Raw genomic sequence first — 16,473 nt, 5'->3', positions numbered from 1 at the left:
AACCCGCATATCTTGAAAATCTCAGCTTCTCCCGTCCACACGCGGCATCGCGGCTTCGATCTCTTGCGCGTTATTGCGATTTACATGGTCATGCAGATCCACGCCGGCGAGTTCGAGTACATATCACCAGACGGAACCGTACTGCACACGGCTGGGTCCTGGGCCGTCGGATGGACAAACTCGCTCCTGCGCGTCTGCGTGCCGCTGTTCGTCATGATTACCGGATTCTTCCTTTTTCCCATCGAAGATGAGCGTAAATTCTTCCGGAAGCGCTTTACACGCGTATTGATTCCCTTCGTGATCTGGTGCGCAGTCTACGCCTTCTATTACTACGCGCAAGGAGCGATCACTCTTCAGACCGCATTGCTCAACATCGCCAAAATCCCCGTCAACTACGGCACCGAAGTCGGCCATCTATGGTTCGTCTACATGCTGATGGCGATCTACCTTATCGCACCCGTGTTCTCGCCGTGGATCGTATCGGCAAGCCGCAAGAGCATGGAACTCTTCCTAGCGCTGTGGGGCTTGACATTGACGCTGCCCTTCATTCACCTTTTCTTCGCAGAGGTATGGGGCGAATGTTATTGGAATGCAACGCCAACTCTCTACTACTTCTCAGGCTTCATTGGCTATGCCGTACTGGCCGCCTACATTAAGCGATTCTGGATGGCGCCTTCGTCGCGTATTGACTGGCTCGCAATCGGCATGATTGTGGTGGGTTACTCCGCTACCGCCGGAGGGTTTCTCTACAGACTTGGTTACGAGCACGAAGTAAAGAGCCTCGAGCTGACGTGGAACTTCACCACGCTGAACGTTGCGATCATGACAGCAGGACTTTTCCTGCTCTTCCGAAATATTCATGCGAATCGCGGCAACAGCCTCCTATGGCGATTGATAGACGATCTTTCGCGCATGAGCTATGGCATGTACCTGGCGCACATCATCGTACTCAACGCCATCCATACCCGCATGGCGCCCATGATCGGGAATGCGTTTGTGCGCATTCCAGCGATCGCATTCACTACTTTCCTTATTACATATCTCGGGCTCAAGCTGCTCTCGCTGTTGCCGGGGAGCAAATACCTCATCGGCTAAAGACCCCAAACATCGGTCGCTCGGCCTTTTTGGCGAGTTTGAGAAGCACCGCAAGGGATTCTGCTCCCAACCCGGTCTTCACCATTTTCCTGCCTCAAAAGCGCTCCCCCACCAGAGCAGTTGATCAATCTCAGGGCCAATGACACTTTCCACGGACCGTCTGCACTTCGAGATTCTCTATTTACGCCAACAGCCCAATTCACTCATTGAGATTCATCTGTTAGCCCCTTCCGCAAGAAAAATAGAACCAGCTATGCGTGCAGCGCTTCCAAGGCATCGGTAAGGGAGGTTGCAAGTTTGCCGCAGAGATCGTCTTCCAGCTTTTGCCCCAAACTCGTGAGGTAAAAGACGTCGATGGCGATCTCGCCTTCGGTGTCGATCAGGGCCACCTCGATATTGCAATGATGCTCCGCGAGCGAGCAGGCGACGGTGCGCAACAGCCCCGGTCCATCCTGTGCCACTACCTGCAGCAGGGTGCTGTGCTGGGAAGCAGCGTTGTCGAAGCTCAGGCGTGTTTGCACGTCCAGCTTGCCCCCGCCATAGCGGTTCGTGGCACGGCCCTGCATCAGAACTTCGACCGGCATTTCGCGCGAGACTACCTGGCGAATGCTTTCCTTGAAGCGCTCGATCTCCGAGGGGTTCAACTCCAACGTGCGGAAGCTGTCGGTGAAGTGGAAGGTATCCACAATCACGCCGGCATCGTTGGAGAAGGCGTCCGCCTTGATGATGTTCATGCCCCAGGCGGAGAGAGCGCCAGCCATATCGGCGAAGAGCATGGGCCGGTCGCGGGTAATCACCGTCAGTTCACAGAGCTGGCGTCCCAGGCGGAACCCTACCCGCACCGGATGCACGTCCAGTTCTGCGGCCATCAGGAAGTGCTTGCGAACCTGCTCCGGCAGGCGGGTCTGCAGGTAGCGCTGCGGAAGGCCCTCCAGAAACTGCTTCAACTCTGCTTCGCGATCGGGAACCATGGAGCGGATGCGATAGAGCAGGGTGGGGTCAATATCGGAGTGGTAGCGGACCTCGTCGACGCTGCGGTCCATGAAGTTCGATGTCGCGATGTAGAGCTGCCAGAGCGTCTCCGCCTTCCAGGGAGTCAGTGCGTCCGGATGAACCGCCTTGATATCGGCATAGGTCATCAGGGTGAGCATCTTGAGCTGCATCGGCGTGCCGATCTTTTCGGCGAAGTGGCGAATGTTGTCCGCGTCGAATATATCCCGGCGCAAGGCGAGCGACATCTCCAGGTGATTGCGGATCAGCTTGCGGATTGTGTCGCGTTCCTCGGAGTCGAAGTCCAGGCGGGCCAGCAGGCTCTCGGCCAGTTCCACGCTCTGCTGGGTGTGTTCGCCGGTGCGGCGGGCCTTGCCAATGTCATGCAACAGCAGCGCCAGCAGAAAGAGATCCATGCGATCCAGCTCCGGCAGCAGCGTGGCGAGGCGTTTCTCCCACTCCTGAGTTGGCTGGCGCAAGGTGTGGATGTTGTCGATGACGAGGAAGGTGTGTTCGTCGACCGTGTAGCGGTGGTATGCGTCGCGAATCACGAGAGCATCGATGCCATGAAACTCCGGAATCAGCAGCTCCAGGATGCCGAGTGCGTGCATGGTGCGGAGGGCGTGGGCAGCGTGCGGCCCGAGCAGGACTTCGCGGAGACAGTTCCACAGAAACGGCCCTTCGGGCATATGCACTGCCAGAACCGGCAGGGCGTCGGTAATGCGGTCCTCGGCGTTCTGGCTCAGGCTGTAGCCGTGGGTCGCGATCAGTGCAAAGAGGCGAAGAATCGCATCGGCGTCATTGACCTGGGCAGCCTCCGCAAGATCGACGCGGCCGTTTTCCACGTAAAAGTCGGTTCCTGCGAGCGGAGTACGACGACGGCGTAAATGGCGGTAAAACGAGGCCCGGACGGGCGGCAGGTCATCCATCAGCAGCATGGCGCGGCGATAGATGGTGCGCGCGTGGCGATAGTAGGTTCGCATCCAGTAGGCAGGATCGGCCGTGCCGCGCGTCTCCAGGCCGATGCTCAAAGCCGCGGCTTCGTCCTGGGAGTGCCAATCCAGCGTATTGTCATCGCGGCCACAGCGGAAGTGCAGGAAGCAGCGCACCGCACTGAGAAATTCAAAGGCCGATTCCGCATCGCCATGTGGGCTGGGGAAGACGGTGCTCCGCGGCCACTCTTTACTCTCACGCAGAGCGAACAGCAGCGCGAACCACTGCGCAAAATGATGGTCGCGCAGCCCTCCGGGACAGTCCTTGATGTTCGGTTCCAGATGGAAGATGGTGTTGCCGTACTTGGCATGGCGATTGCGGGCGATCTCCGCCAGCTTTTGCGCGATTGTGTTCCACTCGCGCAGAACGAGCTCAGGAATGAGATCGTCCTGCAGCTTCTTGTAGAGAGGGAACTCACCGGTCAGGAATCTACGGTCCAGCAGCGAGAGCGTGAACTCGATGTTGTCTGGATCGAAGCGGTCACACTCCCGCAGATTGCGAGTGGCCGGGCTGGCGCGTAGTCCAATGTCCCACATCGCCTGGTTACAGGCGCGGATCGCTTCCCTGGATGTCCTCTCCGCCTCTTCGTCGCCGCACAGGTAGAGCACGTCGATATCCGAGCAGGGGAAGAGCTCCTTGCGGCCATAGCCTCCGGTTGCCACGACCGCGATGCGTGCCGGTTCCCCGGCCAGCCCGGTCCACAGCCTGCGGAGGATCTCATCGACCAGTGCGGTCCGCCGGTGGATGGCAGAGATGCCGTTACTGTTGCGCTCAAATGTTTCGCGCAGGGCGAGGGAGTCTTGCTGATATTGTTCGCGAAGCTCAGGAATCAGTATGGACTCAGGTATCATGCCCTGCACTTTCCGGAAGTTGGGGATGCGGCGCGGCGTGCGCACCGCATCCGTGGGAGAAAGGCTAGAGGGCCGAAGGTCCTCTTTCGTCGTTGCGGATGCGGATAGCCTCGTCGATCCTGGAGAGGAAGATCTTGCCGTCGCCGATCTTGCCTGTTCGTGCCGCACCCAGAATGGCTTGCAGAGCCTTCTCGACCAGCTCGTCGTTGATCACCAGTTCCAGCTTTATCTTAGGCAGGAGATCTACCGTGTATTCCCGGCCGCGATAGAACTCGGTATGGCCCTTTTGACGGCCATGACCGCGGGCGTCGAGGATCGTCATGCCCTCGATCCCTACCTCCATCAGGGCGTCCTTCACAGCATCCAGCTTCGACGGCTGGATGATTGCTTCTATCTTTTGCATATCAAAGCCTCAGGCAAATCAGAGTATCAGCTTGACATATCCGAAGACCGCTTGGCGGAGATCAGGATGCCCAGTCGTAACCTTCCTCACCGTGCTGCGTCAAGTCGAGGCCTTCATCCTCTTCCTCGGGCGAGACGCGCAATCCGATGACTAAATCCACCAGCTTGAGAAGCACCAGGGTGCCTATGATCGAAATGACCCAGGCTATGGTGACTCCGGCAAGCTGATTGAGTATCTGGTGAAAGTTGCCTTGGATCGCTCCCGAAGGCAGAACGGTTCCATCGGCTTTCTTGAAGATCGGGTTGATTGCGCTCGAAGCAAAGATGCCGGTCAGTACCGCACCCAGCGTCCCACCCGCTCCGTGAACGCCGAATGCATCCAGCGAGTCGTCGTAGCCGAAGATCTTCTTGACCACAGTCACCATCAGGAAGCAGAAGATGCCCGCGATGATTCCAATGACCAGAGCGGACATGGGCTGGACGAAGCCAGCCGCGGGAGTAATAGCGACCAGGCCGGCCACCGCACCGGAGATGGCTCCCAGGGCGCTTGCCTTGCCGTTCCGCACGTACTCGGCAGCACCCCAGCCCAGAGCGGCGGCAGCGGCGGCCAGGTGAGTGTTTACAAAAGCGCTGGTTGCCAGCCCACTGGCACTTAGCGCGCTGCCGGCATTGAATCCGAACCAGCCAACCCACAACAGGCAGGCGCCAATAAAGCTGAGGACCACGGCATGCGGCGTCATGGGTTCGCGGGGATACCCCAGGCGCTTGCCGAGGTAGATCGCGCAAACCAGCGCCGAGACGCCGGAAGTGACGTGTACAACTGTGCCGCCGGCAAAATCCAGGGTGGGGAAGTGGCCTCCAAACGAGGCATTCAGCAGACCCCCTTTGCCCCAGACCATGTGGGCCATCGGATCATAGACGAACAGCGACCAGAGGATGAGAAAGACCGCCATCGCGCTGAACTTCATACGCTCGGCAAATGCGCCGGTGATCAGTGCCGGAGTGATTACGGCGAACATCATCTGGTAGATCATGAACGTCTGCTCGGGAATCGTTGGCGCGTAATCCGTATTGGGCGCCAGACCTACCCCGCGAAGAAAGACATGGTGGAGTCCACCAATAAAGCTGTTTCCCGAATCGAAACAAAGGCTGTAGCTGACCAGTGCCCACAGGATGGAAATGATCGCCATCATGGTAAAACTCTGCATCATGGTGGACAGCACGTTCTTCTTGCGGACCAGACCGCCATAAAACAGGGCAAGACCGGGGCCGGTCATCATCAGAACCAGGGCGGAACTTACCAGCATCCACGAGTTATCCGCCGACGAACGCGCATCGGCAACCTGGCTCTCGAGCTTCGCAATGCGGTCTGCCGGGCCGGTGGCGGAGATATCCGCTCCTGCGCCAGCAGGAGCCGGGCTTTGCGCCAGCCCGCTGAGAGGGAACAAGGTACATAGGAGTAGTCCAAGAAACAACTGTGCTGTAAAGCGACGCAATGGCCCTCCAAAGGAGTGTTGAAAGTTCAAAAGGTGCAGTTATTACCGTGTAAGATGAGTGGTCCCCGTCGATTCGCCCGAAAATCGGCTTCGAGGCGGGATCAGAAGTCTTAAAAGTGACGATGGGTTGCCCTTATGCTTTGCGTTTTACTTTTACACACTTTTCGCATTTAGAAAATGGCGAAAACCATCGGACCGGTGGCGCGGCGTGTTATCTATGGCAAACGCAAGTGGGTTGCGAACTTACGATTGGGTGAGTGCAAGTCTGCCGATGGCAGTGCAAGGTGTATCTACAGCGTCCAAGTGATGAGAAGGATCACTCAATTGCGCCGCCTCGTGGTAATCGCCGTACTGATCGGCGTCGGCACACTTGCGTCTGCACAAAGCGTGACCTTCAAGGAGTATGGGCAGAGAGAGGGACTTGAAAATCTGGCGATTCGGGGCATTCTGCAGGACCGCACTGGTTTTCTGTGGATTTCCACCGAAAATGGTCTATTCCGCTACGACGGGTCCCGATTCGTAGCGTATGGGCGAAAGGAGGGGTTGGAGAATCCCTTCGTTATTTCGGCCCACCTCGACTCCCGCGGAATTTTCTGGGCTGGTACACCAACGGGTGTCTTTTTCCTGAAAAACGATCGCTTCCGTCCTCTGGTGGGCGGCGCCAAGTCTCTGGAGATGGACGATGCCTCATCGATAACCTCGACCCGGGCGGGAGAGGTCCTCATCAATGCAATGCACGATCTCTATTCCGTCGAGCCAGCCGGCGATGGGTGGAGCGTCCTGCCGTATGAGGCTCGTCATCCGCAGGTTCCAGGCAATCTGCGCATCAACAGTATTCTGGCAACGGCGAGCGAAGGGGTTTGGACGGGCTGCGATCAGGGAATATGCCAGACCACGGACCAGGGATTCCGCAAGCTGGGTGTCCACGATGGCGTGCCCGGGGACCGATACATTGCCTTGGCAGAAGATGGCGCAGGGAACCTATGGGCTCGGGGCGACCGACATGTGCTGGAACGCCGGGCTGGTTCCTCCGTGTTCCGCGATGCCTCGGCTGGATTTCTCTTTGATCCTCGGAACGCGTCCAACGCGGCGCTGATTCAGGACCCGAGCGGCAGAATCCTGACTCCTGCGTTGCGCGGCATCGCACGCTTTAACGGCAAGTCATGGGATCGGATCGATCCTTCTCGTGGCCTCCCGGACTCGAACATCACCCAGCTCTTTGTGGACCGGGAGGGTATTGTCTGGGTTGGCAGCCACGGACGCGGATTGTTCAAGTGGCTGGGATACGGCGACTGGGAGCACTGGTCCACGCCACAGGGGATTCGCGATCCGTCCGTCTTTGCCGTCGCGATCGATCGCCAGAAGCGTATCTGGGTGGGGAATGGCGACACGATCGATGTCAGCGACAGCGGCCGTCAGAAGTTCCGGCCGTTCGCTCGCCCACTCCCTCCGCATCTGGTGGGCCTGCAATCGGCAGTCAGCGATCTGGATGGCAGCATCTGGTTCGGGGATTTTTCCGGGGTGCTGCTCCATATTCATCCTGAATCCAATACCTACGAGACAGTAAAGGTGGCGTACGGGGTCCACAAGATATTCATCGACTCCTCCGATACGCTCTGGGCCATCACGCGTGGGGGCCTTTACAGTATTCCCGCAGCGCCGCATGGGCAGAGTAAACCGGTGCTCGACGATTCTCCACTCCTCAAGCGCGCGCGACTCAGAGATATCACCGAGGCTCCCGATAAAACCCTTTGGCTTGGCACCGCGAGCGGCCTGTTCCATCGCACCGCAGGGCTTTGGCATCGGGTGCAGATGCACAACGAGGAGGTTGGTGGCTTTATCTCCCTTGTTGCTGTCAGCACCGGCGGCCAGGTATGGGTGGCAGGAAAATTCGGAGGTGTCGCGCGGCTGCGCGTCGAGAACGATACAGTCGGAGCAGTGCAGATTTTTACCACTCCCACACTCTCTTCGGAGTATGTGAATGGAATCGCCATCGACCGGCGCGGCTGGGTATGGATCATCAACGATCAAGGCATCGATCTGTTGCAATCCGGGCGCTGGCGGCACTTCGACCAGGACGAAGGGCTGCTTTGGAACGATACCAATGAAGGCGCCCTGTTACTGGCATCCGATGGGTCTGCGTGGATCGGTACCAGCGCCGGGCTCTCGCACCTGGTTTATCCGGATACGCCTTCCACCGTGCGCCCCCTGACAACCACCATAACGGATGCCTTCTGGGGCAGCCATCAGCTCGATCCTGCGGCGAAAAGCAGCCTGCCGTGGCAGAGCGGCGACCTGAAGGTGAACTTTGCCGTCTTCAGCTATCGCAACGAAGGCGCCATCTCCTTTCGCTACCGACTGGTGGGCTTAGAGGAAGATTGGGTCTCCACACGAGACCGCTCGGTGCGATACCCCAAGCTGCCTCCAGGAAAGTATCGCTTCGAAGTTATTTCGGCTGATTCCGGGCTCCACCGGGTTTCTCCGCCCGCTGTTCTCAGCTTTGAAGTCACTCCCCCGTGGTGGAGAACCCCAACCGCCTGGGGCCTGCTGGGGATCGGGATCGTGTTCCTTGTGGCGCTGCTGCTGCGCTGGAGATTGCGAAGTCTGCTGGAGAGGCAGAAGCGGTTGGAGAAGCTGGTCGCCGAACGTACCCATGCTCTCCAGGCAGAACGGCGCGAACTTCTGGCGACTCGGGAAGTGTTGCGGCAGCAGGCGACCAGAGACGGCCTGACGGGCCTTCTGAATCGCACCGCGATTCTTGAAGTGCTGGACCGTGAGTGGAAGAGGGCGGACCGCGAAAGAGGCGGCTTGGCGGTCATCATTGCCGATGTGGATCATTTCAAGCAGTTCAATGACACCTTCGGGCATCTGGTAGGCGATGAGATTCTGAGCGCGATCGCTACACGCTTGAAAGATGCCGTGCGGGAGTATGACGCTGTCGGGCGGTATGGCGGAGAGGAGTTCCTGATTGTGCTCACCGGCTGGTCGCGCGAGGGCGGGGAAGAGAGATTGACCCATCTCTGGCAATCAGTCTGCGCTGCACCATTGCGGGTTGGCCAGCGAACGGTACTTGTGACCTCGAGTTTTGGCATGGCCGGATTCTCAGCAGGAGACGAGGCAACTTCTGTCAATGATCTGCTGATCCTCGCGGACCAGGCCCTCTATCGCGCCAAGGCCCAGGGACGAAATCGAATCGAATTATCGCCACCCGCCGGCACGTACCGGGAAACCACGATTGTCACGACAGGAGAAGGATCGCTTCCCTGAGAGGTATGTCTGAAATCCATGCATGAGAACCATGCCTGTGGTTTCCAGGCACACCCATCTCCCTGCAAACTCGGTAGTAAAAGATGCGCGCGACGGAACTCCTCTGTGGTATAGCTCCTTTAAGATTTCGAGGTATAGTAAGGATATGAGCGACAGGAACCAGGACCGCTATCTTTTCGGAGCACTCGAAAGCAGCGCGCAGAATCGTGAGAAGATTCGCGAAACAAGTTACGGCTATGAGCAACCGGAGGGGATCATCATGACCTCGCTGGATCTCGCCGTGAACTGGATCCGAAAAAACTCCGTCTGGCCTATGTCGTTCGGCCTGGCGTGTTGCGCCATTGAGATGATGTCCATGGGAGCCTCGCGCTTTGACATCGCCCGTTTTGGCGCCGAAGTGTTTCGCCCATCCCCGCGCCAGTCGGACCTGATGGTCGTGGCCGGCCGCGTCTCGCAGAAGATGGCGCCCGTGATCCGTCGCCTGTATGAGCAGATGACCGAGCCGAAGTGGGTCATCTCCATGGGAGCCTGTGCGACGTCGGGCGGTGTTTTCAATAACTACGCGCTGGTGCAGGGAGTGAATCAGTTCATACCGGTAGACGTGTATGTGCCGGGATGCCCGCCGCGCCCAGAGCAATTGATTTACGCGATCAATCTTCTGCAAGAGAAGATTCTGAATGAAAAAGGCAGCCTTCGCCGCACGCTGAATCTGCAGCCGGAATATGCGTCGGAACGGCACTACCAGGGCTAGGTTGCTTCGCTGGCGTAGCGCGAGCTTCGGTAGTTCGTCCCAGGGACTATCTTAGAAAACTGTCGTTGTAACAGTTACCTATTAACCAAGAAGACATCGCAATGAGAGAGAGCCGCCCCATAAGTCTTTCTAGATGCCCTCTTTACTGATTCGCTTCCCCCTGCGAAATTGTCGCCGAAGGCAACTCATCCGTGAAAAATGTGCACTAATCTAAATAGAAGTATGGTAGTTTTGTTAATGCTGTCAGCAAGTTGCATAAAATCACCATGCTTTCGAGAGAGTGGTTCGCAATAGTACGGCTCACTTCTCTAAATTAGATCTCCAAGTCTACGTAATGGTTGCGGAGGATAGACGCATGTTAGCTCGTCCGATGAGTTCTCTGAGCCGGATTCTGTTTGTTACGTGTGCCGTTGGGCTCGGATCGTTGAGTCTCTACGGGCAGGATTCGTCCAGTAGCAGTACACCCAGCAGTACCCCCTCAAAGCCGGCCGCCCCAGCAGAGCCGTCTGCGTCTCGGGTCGATATTTTTACAGGTTATTCTTACCTCGCCCCAAAGGGCACAGTGAATGTTCCCGGTATTAACCCGGACGGTTCGGCGTTGCCGGTTAAGTATTCGTCGATTGATTTAGGCGCTATAGGAAGCGTTGCTTACTACTTCAATCGGTTCATCGGCATTCAGGGTGAGTTCGGCGCACATCCGGATGGCAGAAACGATGGTATCTACACCGCCCAGGGCGGGTTGATCGGGCGTTATCCAAACGCATCGACGGGCGTTACGCCTTTCGTTCATGCCCTGGCTGGCGGCGCAAGAATCGGAGGCCCCCTGCACGAGCCTTATACGTGGGGTCCGGCGCTGACTGTCGGTGGTGGTATGGATTACGACACTCCGCTCTTCAATCACCATCTCGGACTGCGTCTCTTCCAGGCGGATTACGAGTATATGCACGCGAACTTCGGGCCGCAGGCGCCCGTGGCTCCGCACTACATCTTCGGTGGCCGCGCGAACATCAACGCTGCCCGTTTGAGCACGGGACTTCTGTATCACTTTGGCAATATCGTGCCGCCGCCGCCGGTAACGTACTCCTGCGCGGTTAGCCCGAATTCGGTCTTTCCCGGTGATCCCGCGACCGTGACTGGCACTGCAGCAAACCTGAATCCCAAGAAGACTGCGAAGTATTCCTGGACCGCGACCGGCGTCAAGGTAACGGGCGATACGGCGACGGGAAACATCGATACCGCAGGCGTTGCTCCTGGAACCTATACGATCAAGGGCAATGTCAGCGAGGGCGTGAAGGCTGGCCAGTTCGCCGATTGCTCGACTGACCTGACGGTGAAGCAGTTCGAGCCGCCGACAGTCAGCTGCTCGGCGAATCCATCCACCATCAAGCCGGGTGACTCTTCCACCATCACAGCTCAGGGTGTCAGCCCGCAGAATCGTACTCTGACCTACAGCTATACAACCTCGGCTGGTCAGATCAGCGGTGCGGGCAACACGGCAACTCTTACCACCACCGGTGCACCGGCGGGCGCAATTACCGTCACCTGCAATGTGGTGGATGACAAGGGCCAGACTGCTTCCTCAACGACCAACGTGAACGTGGAAGCGCCACCGCCGCCGCCAGTTGCGAAGACCCAGACGCTCTGCTCGATCAACTTTGATCGCGACAAGAAGCGTCCGGCTCGTGTAGACAACGAAGCGAAGGCTTGCCTGGACGATGTGGCCCTTAACCTCCAGCGGCAGTCGGATGCAACGGCTGTACTGGTAGGCAACAAGGCTACAGAAGCGGCACCCAAGAAGGGCAAGAAGAGAGTCAAGGTATCCGATCTCGCAGCACAGCGCGCGGTCAATACCAAGAATTACCTGGTAACCGAAAAGGGAATCGATCCATCAAGAATTTCGGTCCAGACTGGTACTCAGGATGCCAACCAGGTGCAAAATTATCTTGTTCCTGCAGGTGCCACGTTCAGCAACGACGTGCAGGGTACTACGCCGCTTGATGAGTCAACGGTGAAGGCGCAGACTCGCACTGCTGTCAAACACAAGACCCACCACAAGAAGGCCGCTAAGTAAGCAGGTGGTACCGCTTGTGTTCTAAACTAGAAAGGGCTGGCCGGTAGTTACGGTCAGCCCTTTCGTTTCGCACCTTCGGATCTGGCCGTCGAAAGTTGCACGGAACAGTGGTAGCCGAACTTTCAAGAAATACCGAACTGGATCACGGTGTAAAAACTTACTATGACGCAACGGAAACAACGCAATCTTCTGCTCTTCTTCCTGCTCTTCGCTGTCTTCTCTGGCCGTTTTGTAATGGCCGCCTCCGCGGCGTGGCTGCCTGTTGGCCCCGACGGGGGAGACGCGCGAAGCTTCGCCGCAGACGCCTCCAATGCCAAGCACATCTATCTCGGAACGACGAATAGCTGGGTCTATGAGTCGCGGGATGGAGGATCAACCTGGAAGCGATTGGCGAAGCTGGCCAAGACGGACGATCTGATTGTCGATAACATTCTCGTCGACCCTACCGATACAAAGACATTGTTCGTTGCCGCCTGGGTGGTCGACCATCCGGATGGAGGCTTGTTCATCAGCAACGATCAAGGGGTTCACTGGAACTCTGTGCCCGATATGCAGGGGCAATCGATCCGCGCTCTGGCGCAGTCTGCATCGAACCCGAAGATCCTGGTCGCCGGAACGCTGAAAGGCGTGTACCGCAGCGAGGACAAGGGACTTCACTGGAAACTGATCAGCCCTGCCGGAAGTATGGAGCTGCATGAAGTGGAGTCGATTGCCATTGATCCCGCGAATTCGCAGACCATCTATGCGGGGACGTGGCACCTGCCCTGGAAGACGACGGATGGTGGCGTGAGCTGGCACAACATCAAGGAAGGCGTGATTGATGATTCCGATGTCTTCTCAATCATCATTGATCCCAAACAGCCGACAACGGTTTATGCCAGCGCCTGCTCCGGCATCTACAAGAGCGATAACGCAGGGGAGCTGTTCAAGAAGGTGCAGGGTATCCCGTCGACTGCGCGGCGAACCCGCGTACTGATGCAGGATCCCGTGAACCGCAACACTGTATATGCGGGGACAACGGAAGGTTTGTATCGCACGACTCTTGCAGGCATCAACTGGCAGCGGGTAACCGGTCCCGATGTGATCGTCAACGACGTGTACGTCGATCCGTCCAATCCGCAGCATGTCCTGCTGGCCACAGATCGCAGTGGTGTTCTGGAAAGCGTCGACGGAGCATTCTCCTTCCGCAGCTCCAATTCTGGGTTCTCGCAGCGCCAGGTGGCATCGATCCTGCTGGATTCCCGGAATCCGAAGACCATTTATGCAGGTGTGGTCAACGATAAGGGCTATGGCGGCGTCTTCGTTTCTCAAGACAATGGACTGGACTGGCAGCAGCGCAGCAGCGGGCTGAATGGGCGCGACGTTTTCAGCTTCTCCCAGTCGAAGGATGGCACCGTACTCGCCGGCACCAGCCACGGCGTTTTCCGCTGGAGCGGGAGTGACTGGCAGGCGCTGAGTAAGGTAACGAATTATACCGAGCGCAAAACCTACATCGGTAAAGGCAAGAAGCGAGTCACCAAGACGGTGCAGGTTGCCCAACCTGCTACTGTCCTGGACGCCAGGGTGAACAAGATTGACGCCACTGGCGATACCTGGTTCGCGGCTACCTCGGAGGGCGTGTATCTAAGCGTCAATCAAGGAGCGACCTGGCAGGGACCGGTTGTGAAGCAGTCCGTGCTCGGTGTGGCGGTTGCCGGGAACACTGTACTCGCGGCACGCCGAGACAGTCTGGCCGTATCCGAGAACAGCGGCAAGGAGTGGCAGCCGATTCCGCTTCCTGCCAAGCTGACGTCCATTCGGGCGGTTGCCGCTTCTCCCAACGGAACCTTGTGGATCGGGGGCAGAGAGGGACTCTTCTACAGTGAAAACCGGGGACAAACCTGGCAAGCCCTGGAGAGCCTTCCTTTCCGTGATGTGAACGGCCTGAGTTACGATGCCGAACTGCAGCGTATTCTGGTCACATCGTGGCGTTCCACATGGGTGCTGGCGGTCTCTGAGTCCGACAAGAAGTTGAAGTTCTGGGACGCGGGCTGGAGCGTTCACACCGTGCGCTCTTCGGGGGGAAGGTTGATTGCTGCCTCACTCTTCGATGGGGTGGTGATGCAGCCGCCGACAGAACCCGCTCTGGCTTCCACGGCAACGCATTAACTCCGGTGGAGCAAGATCATCCTCACACTGCGCAGGCGAACCGCGAACCGGTTCGCCTGCGCAGTTTTGTTCCGGATGACCTTCCGGCGATGCACTCTCTCGATCAGATCTGCTTCCGCAGGGGCATCTCCTACTCGTTTGCGGAGTTCGAGTTTCTGGCTGAGAATCCGCGCAATTTTACCTTGATCGTAGAAGCATCGGGCCATCGGCTGGCCGGCTTTGCCATCACAGAGCTGACGAGGCGCGGCGGAGCAGTTGTGGGCGGCCATATCATCACCATCGACGTGGATCCTGCGTACCGCAGGCAGGGAATTGGCCGTATGCTGATGCAAGCGCTGGAGAGGGAACTGATCGCCCGGGGAGCACGGAAGTGTGTGCTGGAGGTTGCGGTCGACAATCCCGCAGCGCAGGAATTCTACAGCGGACTCGGATACCAGACTACGGCGCGCCTCCGCAGGTATTACCTGGACCGCATCGATGCCATGGTCATGGAGAAAAATCTGCCTGTTGCAGGGACGAGGACCTAGCGGCCTGCTTTGTCGGATGCCATCAACGCCTCCTGCAGTGCGGCACGTTTCTCTTCGGTAAGCGCTCCCGTCGTCCGCCATAGGATCTGGCCGCTCTTCTCCACCAGCAGCAGCGTAATCTCCTGATCGGAGGCAATTTGCAGCTGCTTGAGAAATCTCTGGCGGTTGAGGTAAAGGGGGATCGTCCACTTCCGCTCTTCATTCGCGGGCAGGCGGCTGCGCAGGGAGGAGTTCATCCACCAGCGGGAGAGAAAATTCTCCCGCGAAAAGACGGGAACAAGGTAGTGGCGAAAGCCGGGGCGGGAAGTTTCGACCTCTTTGACAATGGGTTTCCAGCTATCAACGTCCTTCTGTTGTTCAGGTGCAAACGACAGCATGAGAAGGTTGATCTCTCCCTGCAAGTCGCGGGGCAGAGTCACTTTGGTCTTGTCGAGGTTGTAAGAAGCCACGACGGGAAAGTTGCTGTTGGCAGCGGATGCCGCCCCCGGCTGTGCCAGGGCGGTGTGGCAGAGAAAGAGTGCGAGAGTATAGCAGGCGAGCTTTGCAAAGAAGCGCATGGGAAGACCCTGGTTTGCTTTCTTAATTCCACGATAGTATCAGCGTCGCGGCCCCGGCGGGTCCTGCTGCATAGGAGGACGGCCTCCTCTGCACCGAAGCCCGGCTCCGTTTATGATGGAAGAGTATGACAGTCGAGACAATGGCAACCGTGGAACGCCATCCCTTCAGGACCAATGACCCGCGCCTCAACCCCATAGCGGAGCGAGTCCTTGCCCGCGAACGCCTGAGCTATGAGGACGGCGTAGCCCTCTATCAATCCAGCGATCTGCTTGCGGTGGGTTGGCTTGCCAACTGGGTTCGTGAGCAGATGAATGGCAATGTCGCTTATTTCAATGTCAACCGGCATATCAATCCGACGAATGTGTGTGTGGCCGCATGCCGCCTTTGCGCCTTTGGCCGCAAAAAGGGAGCCGAGGGCTCGTACACCATGGCGTTGGAGCAGGCCTGGGAGACAGCGGCTTCCGGTTACACCGAGGCGGTGACAGAGTTTCACATTGTCGGCGGATTGCATCCCGACCTGCCATTTGAATATTTCCTCGATCTTGTTGCCGGCTTAAAGCAGCGTTTCCCCAAGGTGCACATCAAGGCATTCACCATGGTGGAGGTGGCCTTTCTGGCCAAGCGGGCGAAGCTTTCCATCCCGGAGACGCTGATGAAGATCAAGGCCGCCGGTGTGGACTCCATGCCGGGTGGCGGAGCGGAGATCTTCGCCGATCGCGTCCGGCACATCATCTGCGATCACAAGATCAATGGGGATGAGTGGCTGGAGACGGCCAGGATCGCGCACGGGCTTGGGCTTCGCTCGACGGCGACGATGCTCTACGGGCACATCGAGAACGATGAAGACCGCGTGGACCATCTGCTGAAGCTGCGCGCTGTGCAGAACGACACCGGCGGCTTCCAGACCTTTATTCCACTGGCGTTCCATCCGGCGAATACGGCTCTCGGGCACCTGACTACGACTACTGGCATGATGGATATTCGCCAGATTGCGGTGAGCCGTCTGATGCTGGATAACTTTCCTCACATCAAGGCGTACTGGCAGATGATGACTCCGAAGATTGCCCAGATATCGCTACGCTTTGGTGCGGACGATATCGATGGCACGGTGGTGGAAGAGAAGATCTACCACGATGCCGGGGCGAAGACTCCCCAGGGATTGCGCCGCGACGGCCTGATCCGCCTGATTCGGGAAGCGGGCCGCGAGCCGGTGGAGCGGGATACGATGTACAGGCCGGTCACAAGGACAGAAGACTCCTTCACCGTGGCGGTCTAGGACAATCGAGGTCAGGCCAAGCGGGTGTGCTCCCTCGTGCCCCGCGTT

Annotated in this window: 11 protein-coding genes; 7 read left to right on the top strand and 4 right to left on the bottom strand. The window is 58.0% G+C overall.

Going from position 1 to position 16,473, the window contains the following annotated elements; genetic code table 11:
- The first annotated feature begins 12 nt into the window (after positions 1-12).
- A complete protein-coding gene (locus VM554_04005; protein HVJ07521.1) occupies positions 13-1,095 on the top strand; it encodes an acyltransferase family protein in 1,083 nt (360 codons plus the stop codon).
- A gap of 251 nt (positions 1,096-1,346) precedes the next feature.
- On the opposite strand, the gene VM554_04000 is transcribed toward VM554_04005, so the two are convergent.
- From VM554_04000 to VM554_03990, 3 genes are all read right to left on the bottom strand, one after another.
- Complete coding sequence (locus tag VM554_04000; GenBank protein ID HVJ07520.1) at positions 1,347-3,929, bottom strand: HD domain-containing protein; 2,583 nt, start codon at positions 3,927-3,929, stop codon at positions 1,347-1,349.
- Positions 3,930-3,993: 64 nt separating this feature from the next.
- Entirely contained in the window at positions 3,994-4,332 is a 339-nt protein-coding gene (locus tag VM554_03995) for a P-II family nitrogen regulator (GenBank protein HVJ07519.1), read from the bottom strand.
- Positions 4,333-4,393: 61 nt separating this feature from the next.
- A complete protein-coding gene (locus VM554_03990) occupies positions 4,394-5,827 on the bottom strand; it encodes an ammonium transporter (protein HVJ07518.1) in 1,434 nt (477 codons plus the stop codon).
- Positions 5,828-6,151: 324 nt separating this feature from the next.
- Between VM554_03990 and VM554_03985 the strand changes: the two genes are divergently transcribed.
- From VM554_03985 to VM554_03965, 5 genes are all read left to right on the top strand, one after another.
- Complete coding sequence (locus VM554_03985) at positions 6,152-9,094, top strand: diguanylate cyclase (protein ID HVJ07517.1); 2,943 nt, start codon at positions 6,152-6,154, stop codon at positions 9,092-9,094.
- 145 nt (positions 9,095-9,239) lie between these two features.
- Positions 9,240-9,845, top strand: a complete 606-nt coding sequence (locus VM554_03980; protein ID HVJ07516.1) for an NADH-quinone oxidoreductase subunit B family protein — start codon at positions 9,240-9,242, stop codon at positions 9,843-9,845.
- 562 nt (positions 9,846-10,407) lie between these two features.
- Positions 10,408-11,916 carry a hypothetical protein gene (locus VM554_03975; GenBank protein ID HVJ07515.1) on the top strand — a complete coding sequence of 503 codons (1,509 nt, stop codon included), beginning with the start codon at positions 10,408-10,410 and terminating at the stop codon, positions 11,914-11,916.
- 162 nt (positions 11,917-12,078) lie between these two features.
- Positions 12,079-14,064 (top strand): hypothetical protein, encoded by a 1,986-nt coding sequence (locus tag VM554_03970; protein ID HVJ07514.1) that lies wholly within the window; start codon positions 12,079-12,081, stop codon positions 14,062-14,064.
- Positions 14,065-14,069: 5 nt separating this feature from the next.
- Positions 14,070-14,591, top strand: a complete 522-nt coding sequence (locus VM554_03965; protein ID HVJ07513.1) for an N-acetyltransferase — start codon at positions 14,070-14,072, stop codon at positions 14,589-14,591.
- Here the strand turns inward: VM554_03965 and VM554_03960 are convergent.
- Positions 14,588-15,148: a hypothetical protein gene (locus VM554_03960; protein HVJ07512.1), complete on the bottom strand. Its 561-nt coding sequence runs from the start codon at positions 15,146-15,148 to the stop codon at positions 14,588-14,590. The genes VM554_03965 and VM554_03960 overlap by 4 nt on opposite strands.
- Positions 15,149-15,273: 125 nt before the next feature.
- Here VM554_03960 and mqnE point away from each other — a divergent pair, with 125 nt between their 5' ends.
- Positions 15,274-16,425 (top strand): aminofutalosine synthase MqnE, encoded by a 1,152-nt coding sequence (mqnE, locus tag VM554_03955; protein ID HVJ07511.1) that lies wholly within the window; start codon positions 15,274-15,276, stop codon positions 16,423-16,425.
- Positions 16,426-16,473: the final 48 nt, after the last annotated feature.

Source organism: Acidisarcina sp. (genome assembly GCA_035539175.1).
Classification (GTDB): Bacteria; Acidobacteriota; Terriglobia; order Terriglobales; family Acidobacteriaceae; genus JANXZS01.
The sequence above is the reverse complement of the archived record's forward strand: the minus strand, read 5'-3'. Positions and strand labels throughout refer to the sequence as shown.